The organism is Campylobacter sp. LR264d (assembly GCF_008633895.1).
GTDB lineage: Bacteria > Campylobacterota > Campylobacteria > Campylobacterales > Campylobacteraceae > Campylobacter_D.
The window spans coordinates 84,080-100,136 of record NZ_VJNT01000039.1 but is presented as its reverse complement, the minus strand read 5'-3'; the positions used below and the strand labels follow the sequence as shown (position 1 = coordinate 100,136).

General features: G+C 30.9%; 15 protein-coding genes. 8 read left to right on the top strand and 7 right to left on the bottom strand.

The genetic code is table 11. The annotated features are described in order from the left end of the window. Positions 1 to 8 precede the first annotated feature (8 nt). Positions 9 to 419, bottom strand: coding sequence for a histidine phosphotransferase (locus FMM56_RS08325; RefSeq protein WP_150139943.1), 411 nt, complete (start codon positions 417 to 419; stop codon positions 9 to 11). 80 nt (positions 420 to 499) lie between these two features. On the opposite strand from FMM56_RS08325, the gene ruvB reads away from it, so the two are divergent. The 8 genes from ruvB to FMM56_RS08285 all read left to right on the top strand — a co-directional run bounded on the left by ruvB (position 500) and on the right by FMM56_RS08285 (position 8,861). Further along, positions 500 to 1,510, top strand: coding sequence for a Holliday junction branch migration DNA helicase RuvB (gene ruvB, locus FMM56_RS08320; RefSeq protein WP_150139942.1), 1,011 nt, complete (start codon positions 500 to 502; stop codon positions 1,508 to 1,510). A 2-nt stretch (positions 1,511 to 1,512) separates the two neighbouring features. Beyond that, on the top strand, positions 1,513 to 2,556 hold the full coding sequence (locus FMM56_RS08315) for an AI-2E family transporter (protein WP_150208355.1): 1,044 nt from the start codon (positions 1,513 to 1,515) through the stop codon (positions 2,554 to 2,556). A gap of 229 nt (positions 2,557 to 2,785) precedes the next feature. Next, positions 2,786 to 3,466: a hypothetical protein gene (locus FMM56_RS08310; RefSeq protein WP_150139940.1), complete on the top strand. Its 681-nt coding sequence runs from the start codon at positions 2,786 to 2,788 to the stop codon at positions 3,464 to 3,466. Then, complete coding sequence (locus FMM56_RS08305; protein WP_150151805.1) at positions 3,463 to 4,083, top strand: hypothetical protein; 621 nt, start codon at positions 3,463 to 3,465, stop codon at positions 4,081 to 4,083. The genes FMM56_RS08310 and FMM56_RS08305 overlap by 4 nt, the downstream gene beginning before the upstream one ends. Then, complete coding sequence (locus FMM56_RS08300; RefSeq protein ID WP_150206224.1) at positions 4,083 to 6,185, top strand: TonB-dependent receptor; 2,103 nt, start codon at positions 4,083 to 4,085, stop codon at positions 6,183 to 6,185. Before FMM56_RS08305 ends, FMM56_RS08300 begins: the two co-directional genes overlap by 1 nt. Before the next feature lie 8 nt (positions 6,186 to 6,193). After that, entirely contained in the window at positions 6,194 to 7,159 is a 966-nt protein-coding gene (locus FMM56_RS08295) for an ABC transporter substrate-binding protein (RefSeq protein ID WP_150139937.1), read from the top strand. Next, positions 7,159 to 8,124 carry a FecCD family ABC transporter permease gene (locus tag FMM56_RS08290; protein ID WP_150139936.1) on the top strand — a complete coding sequence of 322 codons (966 nt, stop codon included), beginning with the start codon at positions 7,159 to 7,161 and terminating at the stop codon, positions 8,122 to 8,124. Before FMM56_RS08295 ends, FMM56_RS08290 begins: the two co-directional genes overlap by 1 nt. Next, positions 8,121 to 8,861 carry an ABC transporter ATP-binding protein gene (locus FMM56_RS08285; RefSeq protein WP_150139935.1) on the top strand — a complete coding sequence of 247 codons (741 nt, stop codon included), beginning with the start codon at positions 8,121 to 8,123 and terminating at the stop codon, positions 8,859 to 8,861. The genes FMM56_RS08290 and FMM56_RS08285 overlap by 4 nt, the downstream gene beginning before the upstream one ends. Positions 8,862 to 8,940: 79 nt before the next feature. Here the strand turns inward: FMM56_RS08285 and FMM56_RS08280 are convergent, their stop codons facing one another. Genes FMM56_RS08280 through FMM56_RS08255 form a run of 6 tightly spaced genes read right to left on the bottom strand, consistent with a single transcriptional unit; the run spans position 8,941 to position 16,050 of the window. After that, the gene (locus FMM56_RS08280) at positions 8,941 to 9,417 is read right to left on the bottom strand and encodes a hypothetical protein (protein WP_411675293.1); all 477 of its coding nucleotides are present in this window, start codon (positions 9,415 to 9,417) and stop codon (positions 8,941 to 8,943) included. Continuing rightward, positions 9,418 to 12,654: a cytochrome c biogenesis protein CcsA gene (ccsA, locus tag FMM56_RS08275; protein WP_150139934.1), complete on the bottom strand. Its 3,237-nt coding sequence runs from the start codon at positions 12,652 to 12,654 to the stop codon at positions 9,418 to 9,420. A gap of 1 nt (position 12,655) precedes the next feature. Further along, a complete protein-coding gene (locus FMM56_RS08270; protein WP_150139933.1) occupies positions 12,656 to 13,351 on the bottom strand; it encodes an ABC transporter ATP-binding protein in 696 nt (231 codons plus the stop codon). Then, a complete protein-coding gene (locus tag FMM56_RS08265) occupies positions 13,338 to 14,123 on the bottom strand; it encodes an ABC transporter ATP-binding protein (RefSeq protein WP_150208352.1) in 786 nt (261 codons plus the stop codon). The genes FMM56_RS08270 and FMM56_RS08265 overlap by 14 nt, the downstream gene beginning before the upstream one ends. Continuing rightward, entirely contained in the window at positions 14,117 to 15,154 is a 1,038-nt protein-coding gene (locus FMM56_RS08260) for a branched-chain amino acid ABC transporter permease (RefSeq protein ID WP_150139931.1), read from the bottom strand. Before FMM56_RS08260 ends, FMM56_RS08265 begins: the two co-directional genes overlap by 7 nt. Continuing rightward, positions 15,154 to 16,050, bottom strand: coding sequence for a branched-chain amino acid ABC transporter permease (locus FMM56_RS08255; protein WP_150139930.1), 897 nt, complete (start codon positions 16,048 to 16,050; stop codon positions 15,154 to 15,156). Before FMM56_RS08255 ends, FMM56_RS08260 begins: the two co-directional genes overlap by 1 nt. Positions 16,051 to 16,057: the final 7 nt, after the last annotated feature.

Below are 16,057 nucleotides of genomic sequence, written 5' to 3'. Positions count from 1 at the left end.
AGAAAAGTTTATTTAGAAATGATATTTGGAACATTAACAATTAAAGGATTAAAAAGAGCTAAAACAGAAGCATCATTTTCATAAGAACGGCAATATTTTTCAAACTGGTCACTCATTAAAAGCAACCAATCAGCAAATTCATCGCTTGCAGGACCATTAAAACGACTGGCTTCTTGCATCATTTCTTCACAAAATACACAAAAATCAGTAATTTCTCCTAAATCAAGCCTTCTTGCCGCCCAAGCTGTATTATGGGCTAGTCTTTCTATCTCATTTATTGCTTCTTTATATTTTTCACTATCGCTTGTAAGCTTGATAATTAAGGGTTCAAAGCTATCACACATGGTCCTAAAGTACTGCAAAAATTTATCCACATCATCAATATCGTGTTCCATTTCTAAACTGCGTAAAATTCCCATAAGCACTCATCGTAATTTTTGCCAAATTTTAACAAAAATTAGTTAAAATCTTATTTGAATTTTAAAAACAAGTGTAAAAAATGGATAAAATCGTAGAAATAGAAAAATTTTCCTTTGACGAAAAATACGAAAATTCTTTACGTCCTACCTCCTTTGATGATTACATAGGACAAGAAAATATCAAAAAAAATTTAAATGTTTTTATAAGTGCTGCAAAAAAAAGAGAGGAAAATTTAGACCATATTTTATTTAGTGGTCCTGCTGGACTTGGAAAAACAACACTTGCAAATATTATCTCTTATGAAATGACTGCAAATATTAAAACAACGGCAGCTCCGATGATAGAAAAGAGTGGGGATTTAGCTGCTATTCTTACAAATTTAAGTGAAGGTGATATTTTATTTATAGATGAAATTCATCGCCTTAGCCCTGCGATTGAAGAAGTACTTTATCCGGCAATGGAGGACTTTCGCTTGGATATTATCATAGGTAGTGGGCCAGCTGCGCAAACCATTAAAATAGATCTGCCAAAATTTACCCTAATAGGTGCAACCACAAGGGCAGGAAAGCTTAGTAATCCTTTGCGAGATAGATTTGGAATGCAATTTAGGCTTGAATTTTATAAAGATGAAGAACTAGCAACGATTATACAAAAAGCAGCTGTAAAATTAAATAAAACTTGTGATAAAAACGCAGCCATGGAGATAGCAAAAAGGAGCCGCTCAACGCCTAGAATAGCACTTCGTTTATTAAGAAGGGTTAGAGATTTTGCAGATGTAAACGATGAAGAAACAATCACTCAACAAAGGACCATAGAGGCCTTAAATTCACTTGGAGTAAATGAACTTGGCTTTGATAGTATGGATTTAAAATATTTAGAACTTTTAACAACTTCTAGGGGCCGTCCTATAGGGCTTGGTAGCTTAGCAGCGGCCTTAAGCGAGGATGAAAATACCATTGAGGACGTGATTGAGCCCTATTTACTTGCAAATGGCTATATAGAAAGAACTGCAAAGGGCAGAATTGCTAGTGTTAAAAGCTACAAGGCTTTAAAATTAAATTACGAGCGAACTTTGTTTGACGAGGAGTAAGTTTGAAAAATGGTAAAGTTTTTTTATTTTGTTTTATTTTAATAGTTTTATTATTATTATTATATCTTTTCAAAGATTTCTTGCTAGTAATTATCATTTCGAGCCTAATGGCAGTTGCTACCTCAAATTTACATGCTAAAATTTTATTTTTTGTAAAGGGAAAAAAATTACTAGCTACTATTTTAACGACTATTTGTATAATAATAGTCTTTTTTGCACCCTTTATTTATGCCATGGTTGAACTTGCAAAAATACTTAGAAATTTCGATATAAATATGGTTAGTCAAACCTTAGAATATATTAGAAGTTATGAATTTAAGCTACCTGAGCCACTTCAATTTTTAGAACCAAAAATAAAAAAATTTTTGATAAAACTTGATTTAAATCAACTAACAAAACAATCATTAAACTATCTCTCAAATTTTACAAAAAGTGGGGCTAAATTCTTAGTAGATATGGTTTTAATTTGTATTTTTTACTTTTTTGCAAATTTATACGGGACTGAACTTGTTATTTATATAAAATCAGTCGTGCCTATCAATAAAAAAGAATTAGAAGACGTTTTAAGCGAGGTTAGTAATGTAATGGCTGTTGTGCTTTATTCTATGGTGATTGTAGCTATTTTTGAGGGCTTTTTATTTTCTATAATTACAGGAATTTTTGGCTATGATGCCATTTTAATGGGCTTAGTTTTTTCAATAAGTTCTTTAATACCAGCAATAGGTGGGGCTTTAATGTATATACCTATTAGCATTTATGAGTTTACCCTTGGCAATCAAGCAACGGCCTTTTGGATTTTTGGCTATTGTATAATAGTTATTTCTTTTCTTGCAGATACTATCATTAAGCCACTTATAATAAAATGGATTAATCAAAAATTAGTAAAAACCCCTGCTAAAATCAATGAATTTTTAATATTTTTAGCAATGATAGCTGGAATTTCAAGCTTTGGTTTTTGGGGCATTATACTTGGACCTGCCATTTTAACCTTTTTTATATCTACCATTAGACTATATACCATTTTAAAAGATAAAAATTATATTTAATTTTTATCTTTACTTTATTCTAGTTATTTTTTTCATCTCAAATTAATTGATAATTTTAATCAATAAAAACTTATATTTTTCAAAAAAATTTATATTTTTTTGAAACTTATTTTCAAGTTTAAATACTTATATATAGACTATTTTAGAATTTTTCTTTCGTTTTTTTTTTTTTTATAAATTTTTAAAATAATTATCAATATAATACAAAGATTTTTTTAAAAGGAGAACCATGTCTTATATAGACTATACAAAATATGATTTTGAGCTTATCAAAAAAGCTGGAAAAATAGCTTATTTGGATTGTTGGGGTGATTCTTTGTGTTGCGAGGCAAAGCATCTTTGCGAAGAAGAACTTTATAAAGGGACCTTAAAAAAGGTTGATATTTATGAGGACTTAAATGAAATTTTTTGGCAAGAAAATCACGCAGCCATTCTTTTTCCTATGAATATAGACCAAATTTGGCTAAGTTCATATAAGGATAAATTTAAAGAGTACTTAGATAGAGGTGGAATTATTTTAAATTTCACGGCCTCAGTGAGTGATTTTTGTCCTTATGATAGTAAGTATATAGCTAGTAAAACACCTATTAGATTAAGAGAGGTTAAGCTAAATAAACACCCTATTTGTAATGGTTTGAGAGAGTATGATATAAATTATAGACGTGGAGTAAAGGGCTTTTTTAATAGAGGTTATAAAAATCCAAGTGATGAGGCTGAAATTTTTATGCAAGATGATGAAGGATATTGCGTAGCTTATGTTGATAGAACAAGCTCAAAGGGCGTTTTAATAAACACAGCAGGGGCTGATTTATTAGCTTATGGGCTTTTTGATTTAAGCACGGCTAGACGCCTTGGATTAAATGTCTTAATCTATATAGAAAATATCTTAAAAGAAAGGCTAGAAAAATGAAAAAAGCAATAATCACAGGAGGTAGTTCTTTTCACCAAAATTTCTTCATAAATAAAGATGCAAAATACAGTAATTTTTATGATGAAAAAATTTATCTAGCCAATCTTAAAGATAAGGATTTAAGCGAATTTGACTTAGTAGTTTTTGCCTCTCGTATGTATCCAAAATTTATGAGAGAAAATTTTGAGAAAATTTTAAATTATCTAAAAAATGATGGCAATGTTTTAATGTTTCCTGACTTAATAAGTGGACTTTTTAATCATATAACCTATGAAACAGGACAGGTAAATTTTTGGTGGTGGATAAGTCAAAATGCAGATTTACCTATGTATAAGGCTAATGAAAACTCTACTTTGTGGAATTTTTTAGAGGTTAAGGAGTGCAAATGGCATTATCATGGTACTTTTAAGCATGGTGGTGAAGTAGAAAAACTGCTTGTTGATGAACTTGGCAGGTCCATACTTTGTAAGGATGAAAAGACCTTTAAAGGCTCACTTTATCTAAGTGCACTAGACCCTGATTTTCACCTAGGACAAGGCTTTATGCCTATAACCGAAGTCTTTTTTGACAAATTTATGAAATGGCTTGAATTTGATATAAATAGCAAGGAGAAATAATGAAAAATAAAATTTTTTTAAGCCTAGCTTGTTATTTAGGACTTTTTTCAAATGCTTTTGCAAATGAAAATAACAAAACAAGCGAATATCAACTAGATTCAATCATTATTAAAGATAGTGCTGATTATCTTAATACCTTTGATACTCCCTTAATTGAACAAAGTAGGAGTATAAGTGTGATAAATTCGGAGTCAATTTTAAGAAATAGTACTACAAATGGAATTCAAGGTATATTAGAACAAGCACCCGGTATTATGTTTGTTCGCTCAGGCAGTACAAATGGACAAGTTTCTATTAGAGGTATGAGTACACAGGTTTCAAGGGCTTTGATTACATTAGATGGGGTACCTGTACTTGGTAGAAATACTTTGGCTTTAAATATTTTTGATTCAAATTCACTTGATGCAGTTGAAATTATTAGAGGACCCGCTTCTGCCCTTTATGGTTCTGATGCTATGAACGGAGTTATAAATTTTATTTCAAGACGTTATAGAGGTGATATTAATAAAGAATTTGATATGGATTTTAGATTGAGGGCTTTGGAGTATTCTAGCGTAAATAGCGGCTTGGCTTCTCGCTTTGAAGCAATTGGAGGTGGTGATGGTTTTGATGTTTTATTTGGCTTAAATGGACGATATACAGAAGACTACCGAAGTCCAGAAGGTGAGATTAAAAATTCAAATTCTAAAAACTACGGCTTTGATTGGAATGTAGGATATAGTTATGATGATATAAGATATTACACGCAAGGTCGATATTCAAGGGCAGTAGATAACGATGGAGGTGGTCAATTTGCTGGGGCTGGAAGCGATTTTGGTTTCATTAGAAAAAGAGATCCTATTTATGAGACTTATTTAAAATTTGGAGTAGAGGCTGAAAATCTAAGCTTTGCTGAAAAGCTTGATTGGTATGTTTATTGGAGATATTATACGACTGATTTATATACTTATAACGCAGGAACGGGAAATTATGTAAATAATAAAGTATATAACAATAACTATATAGGTGGACGCCTAGCCTTTACTTCTATACTAAATGCTCATACTTTAAGATATGGCGTTGAAACATTAAATGCATTATCCCCAACTCAAGGAAAACAAGTAAATTTAAATACAAATATTGCACAAACTAATGGTAGAAAATCTTGGCAAAACACTATATCAGCCTTTATAACAGATGATTATTCTATGCTTGATAATTTAATACTTCAAGGTGCCATTAGATATGACCATGTATTCACCACAATAGGCAAAAGAAGTGCTGATACAGAATCAAGTTATAGCGATGAAGTAAAAGAAAAACTTAAAAATTTAGGTACGCTTGATGAAGGTGCATTAACAGGAAGTCTTGGTGCTGTTTGGTTTTTAAGTAATATATTTTCTATAACTGGTAATATTAGTCATAATTTTAAAGCACCAGGTGCTTCTAATTATTCATCGGCAAGTAGAGATACAAATGGAAATGAAAAATGGCCTAATCCTAATTTAAAAAGCGAAACTTCTCAAACTTATGAACTAGGATTTAGAATTCATGATGAACAAAACTTTTTTACCATAAACGCGTATAGGACAAATTATAAAGATATGTTAAAAACTACTAGTTCAGCTAGTTCTAGCAATTATTATTACGAAAACATAGGAAAAACTTACATTCAAGGCGTAGAACTTGAAGGAAATCATAAATTTTATGATTTTATCTTAGCTTATAATGCAACTCACACCTATGGACAAAATCGTACTGAAAATAAACCACTTGATCATATAGCCCCACTTTATGGCAGGATTTCACTTCAATATGATTATAAAAATTTTGGTTATTTAAAAGTACAAGAAAGAATGGTTAAGGGCAAAACTAGAATAGATGAAAGCCAAGAAAGAAAAAGTGGTAGTTATGCTATGAGTGATATTTACGCTGGTTTAAATTTGGGTGCGTTTAGTACTAATATGAAAGATATGGAACTTACTTTTGGGGTTGAAAATATCTTTGATAGAAAAGGACGCAATCCTGTAAATATTGAAGATATTAGTTATGATTTTGCAAGGACAAATCCTTTATTAGAACCTGGTACAAATTTCTTTGTAAAATATTCTTATAATTATTAAGGACTTTTATGAAAAAATTAATATTTTCTTTATTTATTTTTGTAAATTTTATTTTTGCCAAACAAGTAGTTATAGTTGATTTATGGCCAGTACCTTCTTTATTGGCCTTTATTACAAAAGATGCTAATATGGTTTTAATACCAAAGGCTTCATCAAATTTTATTAATAACTCACTGCTTGTAAAATTTTATCCTCAATTAAAAAATATCAAAAGTTCTAATAATCCTAGTTTAGAAGAACTTTTAGCCTTAAATGCTGATTTATATATTTGTCATATAAATGATTTAAAGATTTGTGAGTTTTTGAGTAAAAGTGGCAAAGAAGTATTAAAATTAACTATAAATGTAGATAATTATAATTCAAGATCAGCTCTGAAACATTGGCTAGAATCGCTCAATAAGTATTTTGATATTAAACAAATAAGCGATAAACTTTTATCTAATATTGATGAAGTAGAAAAAGAAATAAACTTAAAATTATACAATATCAAACCTATAAAAGCTGTTGCATTAAGAGGATATGATGGTAATAAAATAATGACAAGTACCGGTTTTGTAGACTATTTATTTAAAAAAACAGGTGCTACTAATGCATTTAAATTTAATGGCTTTAATAATAGTTATTTAAATTTAGAAGAATTCTACTCCCTAAATCCAGACATTATTTATATAACAAATTTTACCCCCTTGCAAGTTGAAGATATTATGCAAGATAAAAATTTACAAAATTTAAAAGCTGTTAAAAACAAAAAAGTTTTTAAATTGCCACTTGGTTCGTATCGCCCAACCGCCCCAAGCCTTGATTTAAGCTTAATATTAAAATTTCTAGCAAACAACAATCACCCAGAACTTTTTAATTATGATATAAAGGCTGAGTTTAAAAAGCATTTTAAGGAATTTTACGATATTAATTTAAGCGAGAACGATTTAAACTTAATTATGAATCCAAAAAGAGAGGCTGGAATTTCAAAATAATGAAAATATTGCTTTCCCTTTTAATCATCTTAATACTTGGATTTTTAACACTTGGCATAGGTCGTTATGATATAAGTTATGCTGAAATTTATGAAATTTTACTTTATCAAAATATGAATGATAAAAATTTTATTATCCTAAATGTAAGACTGCCTAGGGTTATCTTAGCTATCATTGTAGGTGCTGGGCTTGGCATAAGTGGGGCAAGTTTGCAAGCTATTTTTAGAAACCCTTTGGCAAGTCCTGATATTTTAGGCGTTTCAAGTGGGGCAAGTTTTGGAGCAGTTTTGTCCCTAATTTTAGGCCTTAATATATATTTTTTAACGCTTACTTCTTTTCTTTGTGGACTTTTAAGCTTAGGGCTTACGATTATTATAGCTAGGGATTTTAGCAATAAAATTATGATTATACTAGGAGGTATTATCATAGCTGCACTTTTTCAAAGCTTTATCTCGCTTTTAAAATACATAGCTGACCCACAAGATACCTTGCCCACTATTACTTACTGGCTTTTAGGTTCTTTGCAAGTTAGTAACACTCATCAAATTTTATTTTGTTGTGCCTTTATTATAATTTTTGGCCTTATAATATATTTGTTTCGCTGGAAACATAATATCTTAATGCTTGATGATAACGAGGCTAAAACGCTTGGCTTTAATGTGATTTATGTGAGATTATTTATCATATTTTGCGTTACCTTAATAATTGCTTGTATAGTTTCAATGTGTGGAATTATCGGCTGGATAGGTCTTGTAATACCTCACATTGCAAGAATGATAGCTGGTTTTAATACAGCAAAAGTCATTGCTTATAGCATAGTAATAGGTAGCATTTTCATGCTATTAATCGATACCCTAGCTAGAACCTTAATCAATCAAGAATTACCACTTTCTGTACTTAGTGCTATAGTTGGTGCCCCATTTTTCATAGCCATACTTTACAAATACAAAGGACTTAAAATATGAACGTGTTTAAAGCTGATAACATAAGCTTTAGCAGGGATAAAAAAGAACTTTTTAAAGATATAAATTTTGAACTTAAAAGTGGTGAAATTTTAGCTATCTTAGGGCGAAATGGGGTTGGTAAAACCACGCTTTTAAACTGCTTAATGGGGCTTTTGCCTGTGAAACATGGGAATATTAAGTTAAAAGATAAAAACCTTAAAGAATATAGCAAAAAAGAACTTTTTTCGTTAATTTCTTACATTCCACAGGCTAAAAATAACAACATTGGCTTAAATGTGCTTGACATGGTCTTACTCGGCTTAAATGTAGATATTAGCTTAATGCCTAAAAAAGAACATATCCAAAGGGCTAAGGATATGCTAAATTTGATAGGAATTTATCATTTAAAAGACAGAACTTGCGATAATCTAAGTGGAGGGGAATTGCAAATGGTAATCTTTGCAAGGGCGTTAATATCTAATCCATTGCTTATAATACTTGACGAACCTGAATCAAATTTGGATTTTAAAAATCAGCTTTTAATCTTAGAGAATTTAGAACGTTTAAAAGATAAAAAAAAGACTATTATTTTTAATACCCACTACCCACAAAATGCAAAAATCCTAGCTTCAAAAATTCTAATCCTAGAACCAAATTCACATTTATACGGCACAAATTCCTTAATCAATAAAACCCAACTTGGAAAAAGCTTTGAAGTAAAAGAAAGTTTTTTTGATTATTTAGCAAATATTGATTGAAAAATAATGTGCGAATACCTGTGATTTGCGTGATAGTGTTTATTAGTTTTAGACTTAAAGTTTGTTTATAAAAATAAAATCACGCATTTTCTTTTATTTTGCGTTTGGCAAGTCCCATTTGTTCGTAAGCATCAATTTCTTTTCTGTATGAATTTGAACTTCTTTTTAATTCTTGATTTAAAAAACTAATAGTACCAGCACTAGCCCTTGTATTTGAAGCAAGGGCTGATATAAATTCAAGCTTATTTTTGGTTTCATCATCCAAGGTTTTACTAGTTTTAGAACCAAGCTTGTGCTTTTGCAAAAAAAGCTTTGCAAGTTGTTTTAACTCAGAATCTGAATTATTTCTATTAGCTGCTTCTTCTATCATTTGATTTAATTCGCTTTTAAATTTCTTAGCTGGTGGGGCTTGTTCTTTTTTTTTCTTTGATTTTTTAGACTTTTTAGCTTTTTTAGGCCTTTTTTTGCCATCACTTAATGCAAAATAGGTAATAAAACTTAACACTAAAAAAAGTGCTAAAACGCTAAATAAGCCAACCATTACTAGTTTTGACACTTAAAGCCTACCTACATAAGTTCTTTTTGTATAAGAAAAAATTCCTAAACACACCATTAAGAAAAAGCCCCAATATACATAATCAGGGATTTGAGCTGCCTCTCCTCCTGCGTAAGAATGCATACCTGTTAAAAAATAATTTACACCAAAATAAGTCATTATAATAACCCAATAAGCAAACATTGAAGTTATAGCAAAATTAAATTGAGTAGCCCATGAAGGAATCATTCTAATATGCAAAATAGCTGCATAAACAAGTATACTAATTAAGGCCCAAGTTTCCTTTGAATCCCAGCTCCAATACCTGCCCCAGCTTTCATTTGCCCAAATAGCCCCTAAAAAATTTCCTATGGTTAACAAACAAAGCCCTAAAATCATAGCCATTTCATTAATCCTAGTGGCTTCTGTGATATTTCTTAAAATATTTGCGTTAAATTTGTCATCCTTTCTTAAAAAGCACATTAGTATTAAAACAAAAATTCCAAGTAAGGCACAAAGCCCTAAAAATCCATAACTTGCAGTGATTACAGATACATGTATGCTTAGCCAGTATGAATTTAATACAGGTTGAAGATTTGTAATTTGAGGATTTATCTCATTTAAATGTGCTACAAGCAATGTAATACCTGCTAGAATTGAGGTTAATGATAGGGCAATAGGGCTTTTCTTTGAAAAGAAAATACCTGAAAGCGATAGTGCCCAAGCTATATAAACCATACTTTCATAAGAATTACTCCAAGGGGCATGGTCTGCTAAATATGCCCTTAAAATAAGACCTATGCTATGAACTAAAAAGGCAAAAATATTAAAATAATAAACTAGTTTAAAGATTAAATTTATCTTTAAATTTGGCTTAATCATCTTAGCTAAAACTATACATAAAAGTAAAAAACCAGCCACTAAATAAAGTGGGGTAAGCTTTACAAAAATTTCTGCATGATTTACAAAAATTTCAGTTTGAAGTCTTGTTTTACTAGGGATTATAGCAGCACCAACCTTTTCTTGATATTCTTTAAGCAAATTCAAACCTCTATCTGCTTTTTCCCAGTCATTATTTACAAAGGCCTCAGTAACAGCACCAAAATAATTTTGTATCAAGGAAAGTACAAATTCTCTTTCTTCTCCTTTTAAATGCGATATTGCAGAAAAAGGCGTTAGCCAAGCATTATCCTGGCTATTTGCAATAGGTATAAAGTGAAATAATTCTCCACTAAATACCAAGTACATAATATTTGCCCTTTCATCTAAATAAAGCAATTCTTTATCAAAAATACCTCTTGCGTTTGGGTTTTTACGATTTGCATTTTCTACATATTTTTGTAATTTATATTCTTGTCTATCTTCGCTTAAAAAGTCTAAATAAGATATATAAGGCTTACTTTCTATATTTAAAATTCTAGCAATCTCATCCCTTACAGCCTTATTTTTAGGCATAATAATAATTTCTTCTTTTTGCCACTCATCTACATTTGTTAGCATAGAAAGGACTATTGCATTTGCACTTTTTCCCTTGTATGTTGATTTTTTATAAATTTTTCCTAAAATTTCTTTTGAAAGCGTATCAAGGGGGGCCATCCTACCATCGGTTGCCTTTTGCATAACCAAAGAGGCTAAATTTTTAGCGTGTTTTTCATCTACATTTAAAATAAAATCACTATTTGCGAGGCTTTTTGTATTAAAGATAAATAAAATAAATATAGCAATACTTGCCGTTTTTAAGGCATCTTTATTTATAAGCCTTGCAAGAGTTCTAAATCTTGAATGTGGGTTAAGCAAATTTAAAAACATACCAAGGCTAAGTAAAAAATAACCTATATAGGTAGGAATTTTGCCAGGGTCTTTGTTAACTGAAAGATAAGTACCCATTTCATCTTGGTCATAAGAACTTTGATAAAATCTATATCCATCATAATCTAAAACATTATTCATAAAAATCCTATAATCAAAATTTTCTTTATCATTTCTTACCTCAACCTCGCTTGCATAAGAAGATGGCGACATTGAACCTGGATATCTATCCATTATAAAATCTTTTAAATAAAGTTCAAAAGGCAAATCATAATACTCGCTACGCCAAGATACAAAAAATCTTTGTCCACCAAGTTCTATTCTTAAAGGATTTGAGTGTTCAAATATATAAAGTTCTCTTTCTTCTCCATCATAGCTTAATCTAAGTTTTAAGGCATTTTGGCCACTTAATTCAAGGGAATGATAATCTGTGCTCATAGCAAATTCTTTAAAAGGTGTAAGAAAAAAGGCTTTCCAATTGCTAGGTTCTCCAAAACTAGATACTAGCATGGTTCTAAATACTTCAAGCCAAGCACTTTTAAACCATAGCCACCAACTTTCATCCTGAGGTCTATTTTTACCAATTAAACTTTCTTGTCCATGCAAGGAGGCAAATTTGACAACGAAATTTATATTATTTATAGTATAAAGTCTTCTTTCTTTACTATCAACCATATCAAAAGGATTAATTGACGCACTATCTCCACTACTCATTTGCAAAAAAGATAAGGCATTGCTTGAACTAAGCTTTAAATTTTCATCAATTTTTACAAAGGGTTTTTCTACCTCATCATTTAAAAAAGCAAAATTTATACCATCAATTGTTTTTATCTCCCCTTGCCTAAAATACAAATCAACTCCCTTGCTATCTTCACTAGAAAGCGTTAAGACAAGTAAGGGTGGAGATTTTTCATTTTCTTTAAAAACTGAATTAGCATCAAGTAATAAATTTTCATAAACTAATTTTGCCTTGCCCTTTTCTAAATCTAAATTTAAGTTAAAGCTATTTACAAAGGGTAGTAAAGAAATATAATCGCTATTTGTAACGCTAATTATATCGCCATCCTTAATGGTAGAAAGTCTTACAAAGGACTTAGAACTTTCAATGGCTGAATTTGTATCTCCTTCTCTAATATGAACCATACCCTCAAAGCCTAAATACCTTGTCATAGCAGCTCCAAACAAGATAAATAAAAAAGAGATATGAAAAAGTAAAAGTGGAATTTTTTTTCTATTTATCATCTTATAAGAAAAAATTGCACAGGCTAAGTTTATACCAAGTAAAAGCTGTATTAAGCCAAACCACCAAGTCCCATAAATCATAGCCCAAGCAGTTTGCGTTTTGTACGCACTTTCAATAAATGTAGCAAGGGCACTAAATATTGCAAAAAGCAAAAACAACATAATAGAAATTTTAATATTTCCCACATTTTTTATAAAAACTTTCATTTTACAATCCTAAATATTTTTTACGCACTTCATCATCGTTAATTAAATGCTTAGCCTCGTTTTGAAGTACTATTTGTCCATTTTCTAAAACATAAGCATAATCACTAATTTTAAGGGCACTATAAGCATTTTGTTCAACTAAAAGTATAGTGATACCTTCATTTTTTAAACGTACAATCGTTTCAAAAAGCTCTCCTACAATCTTTGGTGCAAGTCCAAGGGAAGGCTCATCAAGCATTAATAATTTTGGTTCACTCATTAAAGCCCTTGAAATTGCAAGCATTTGTGCTTCTCCTCCACTTAAATTTCCAGCCAAAACATTTTTTTTATTTTCAAGCCTTGGAAAAAGCTTATACATTTGTTTTTTTAAGTGTTCGTAATTTTCATCATTATTAAAAGCCCCTATTTTTAAATTTTCTTCTACGCTTAAATTTATAAATACCCTACGACCCTCAGGTACTAAGGATATCCCTTTTTTTACCAAGCTATGCGTTAAATGCCTCTTTGTTTCATAGCCTAAAAAAATCACCTCTCCTTTGCGTTTAACAGCGTTTATTAAGGCGTTTAAGGTAGAGGTTTTACCAGCCCCATTTGAACCGATTAAAGATATAATTTGCCCTTCTTTTACCTCAAAGCTAATGCCCTTTACTGCTTGTATAAGTCCATAAAAAACTTGTAAATTTTTAACTACCAACATTGCTTTGTCCTAAACTTTCAAAATCACCCAAATAAGCTGCAATTACTTCTTTATGCGTTAGGGCCTCGCTAAGTTTTCCATTAAAAATACTCTTACCATAATCAAGCACCAAGACATTTTCACATAATTTATTAACAAATTTCATGTCATGTTCAATAAGCAAAATACTAATTTTATAATCCTTTCTTAGCTTAAAAATAAGTTCTGCTAAATCATCACTTTCCTTAGCATTCATCCCAGCAGCAGGCTCATCAAGCAAAAGCAAACTAGGATTTGTAGCCATTGACCTAGCAAGTTCTACCTTTCTTTGCTGACCATAACTTAAACTTGTAGCCATATTATTTGCTAAATGTGAAATTCCAAGTTCTTTTAAAAGCAAGAAAGCCTTATCTTTAAATTCACCTTCTATTTTTTTAAAACGTCCAAAATGTAAAAAGGCCTCTAAGATATTATATTTCATTTGAAAATTAAAGCCTATTAATACATTTTCTAGTACATTCATACTAGAAAAAAGACGTATGTTTTGAAAGGTTCTAGCTATACCTAATCTTACTATTTTATGCGTTTTAAGTCCGTTTATTTTTTGATTTTTAAAAAGTACCTCGCCTGAACTTGGTTTGTAACTGCCTGTAATTATATTAAAAAGCGTGGTTTTACCTGCCCCATTTGGGCCTATTAGGGCAAAAATTTCGCCTTCTTTAAGTGTGAAAGAAGTATCGCTAATTGCCATAACACCACCAAAACTTTTATATATATGTCTTAATTCTAGCATTGTTTTTTCTTTTTAATGAAATTTTTAAGGCTTTTTAAATGTTCTAGTAATTCTTTATCGCCCATTATGCCCTTTCTTGCAAAAAGCATAATTAAAATTAAAATAAGTGAAAAAACTACCATTCTAAAGCCTACCATTGCAGGTAAATTTAAGCCAAATATACTCATAGGCTCGTCTAAAAAACGCAACCACTCACTGCCACCTATTACCAAAATAGTACCTAAAATAGCCCCACTTGTAGAACCAAGTCCACCTAGCACTATTATAATCAAAAGCTGAAAAGTAAAGATAAAATCAAATTGTTCAGGCGAAACACTAGCTAATAAACAAGCCATTAATCCACCCCCTACTCCTTCTAAAAAAGCAGAGGTGCCAAAGGCAAGAGTTTTAATCCAAAAGCAATTAATACCCATTGCACTAGCAGCGTCCTCATCATCTCTAATGGCCTTCATAGACCTACCAAATTTAGAATATACTAAATTTAGTATTAAAATAACAGAGATAATAGCAACGCCACCTATAACATAAATATTGCTAAGTCTTGGGATATCAACTAAGCCCCTTGAACCGTTCGTAAAGGTAGGACAAGAAAGGGCCAATAATTTTATAATAATGCCAAAACCAAGGGTTACAATGGCTAAATAATCGCCCCTTACCCTAAACACAGCAAAAGAAAGTATCAAAGAAAGCAAACAAGCACAAATTCCACTAGCAAGTAAGGCTATTATAAGATAGGGAGTATGGAGCATTAAAACTAAGCTATTAATGCCTTCATAAGCAAATTGTTCGTTTTTAGAATCAACGCTTAAAAGTAGTAAGGCACTAACATAGGCCCCAACTGCTACAAAGCCATTTGGTTCAAGTGAAAATTGTCCTGTAACGCCGTTTATTAGATTATAACTTACTGCTAAGATTATAAAAATTGCTATTTGATTAAGTATGCTTATACCATAATCTTCAAAGATATAAGGGCTTAAAATTATAAAAAATATAGCTAGGATAAAAAAGCTTAAATGTGAAATTTTATTCATTAAAACCTACTTCTTTCAAAATTAATCCCTAAAATTCCACTAGGTTTAAAAAGTAAGATAAAAACTAAAAATATAAAGGCAAAGGCATCTTTAAAGCCTGAAAGTTCGGGAAAAAATGCTATTGCTATAACTTCACTAAGTCCTATAATTAACCCACCTATGACAGCCCCAACAACTGAGCCAATCCCACCAAGCACGGCTGCTGCAAAGGCCTTTAAGCCAACAAGGGTTCCCATTGTAGGTGTTACTGAATAATAAATGGCAGCATAAAAAATTCCACCCACACAAGCAAGGGCTGAGCCTATTGCAAAGACTATTGCTATAATTCGGTTTGCATCAATACCCATTAAATTAACCGTTTGAACATCAAAGGCTAGTGCCCTAATAGCTATGCCGTATTTGCTTTTATAAAGTATGAAAAGTACTATTAACATTATAAAAAAGGTTAAAATAGGTACTAATAAATTTCCAAAACTAATACTAAGCCCTATAAATTCAATATTTTTTTCAAAATACTCAGGGGCAGTAAAAAATCTAGGCGTTGAAGTAAAAATCATATTAAAAAGACTTTGCAATAAAAAACTAATGCCTATGGCTGTTATTAAAAGTGAAATTTTAGGGGCCTTTCTAAGTGGCTTATAAGCAATCTTATCAGTAGCAATTCCTATACACATTGCAAAAACGATAGCTAAGCACAGGGCAACTAAAAAAGGAATCTCAAAACTAGCCATGCAAATAAGACAAATGTAAGCCCCGACCATCATAATATCACCATGGGCAAAATTTATAAGTCTTAGCACCCCATAAACCATAGTATAACCAACAGCAATAAGGGCATACATGCTACCTACACTTAAACCATTTATAAGTTGTTGTAAAAAAAGTGAAAAATCCATGCTAAAC

Excerpts from the sequence above, each read along its gene's own strand:
- FMM56_RS08255 (WP_150139930.1), bottom strand. The coding sequence starts at position 16,050 with ATGGATTTTTCACTTTTTTTACAACAACTTATAAATGGTTTAAGTGTA.
- ccsA (WP_150139934.1), bottom strand. The coding sequence starts at position 12,654 with ATGAAAGTTTTTATAAAAAATGTGGGAAATATTAAAATTTCTATTATG.
- FMM56_RS08325 (WP_150139943.1), bottom strand. The coding sequence starts at position 419 with ATGGGAATTTTACGCAGTTTAGAAATGGAACACGATATTGATGATGTG.
- FMM56_RS08310 (WP_150139940.1), top strand. The coding sequence starts at position 2,786 with ATGTCTTATATAGACTATACAAAATATGATTTTGAGCTTATCAAAAAA.
- FMM56_RS08305 (WP_150151805.1), top strand. The coding sequence starts at position 3,463 with ATGAAAAAAGCAATAATCACAGGAGGTAGTTCTTTTCACCAAAATTTC.
- FMM56_RS08300 (WP_150206224.1), top strand. The coding sequence starts at position 4,083 with ATGAAAAATAAAATTTTTTTAAGCCTAGCTTGTTATTTAGGACTTTTT.
- FMM56_RS08265 (WP_150208352.1), bottom strand. The coding sequence starts at position 14,123 with ATGCTAGAATTAAGACATATATATAAAAGTTTTGGTGGTGTTATGGCA.
- FMM56_RS08270 (WP_150139933.1), bottom strand. The coding sequence starts at position 13,351 with ATGTTGGTAGTTAAAAATTTACAAGTTTTTTATGGACTTATACAAGCA.
- FMM56_RS08285 (WP_150139935.1), top strand. The coding sequence starts at position 8,121 with ATGAACGTGTTTAAAGCTGATAACATAAGCTTTAGCAGGGATAAAAAA.
- ruvB (WP_150139942.1), top strand. The coding sequence starts at position 500 with ATGGATAAAATCGTAGAAATAGAAAAATTTTCCTTTGACGAAAAATAC.
- FMM56_RS08290 (WP_150139936.1), top strand. The coding sequence starts at position 7,159 with ATGAAAATATTGCTTTCCCTTTTAATCATCTTAATACTTGGATTTTTA.
- FMM56_RS08295 (WP_150139937.1), top strand. The coding sequence starts at position 6,194 with ATGAAAAAATTAATATTTTCTTTATTTATTTTTGTAAATTTTATTTTT.
- FMM56_RS08260 (WP_150139931.1), bottom strand. The coding sequence starts at position 15,154 with ATGAATAAAATTTCACATTTAAGCTTTTTTATCCTAGCTATATTTTTT.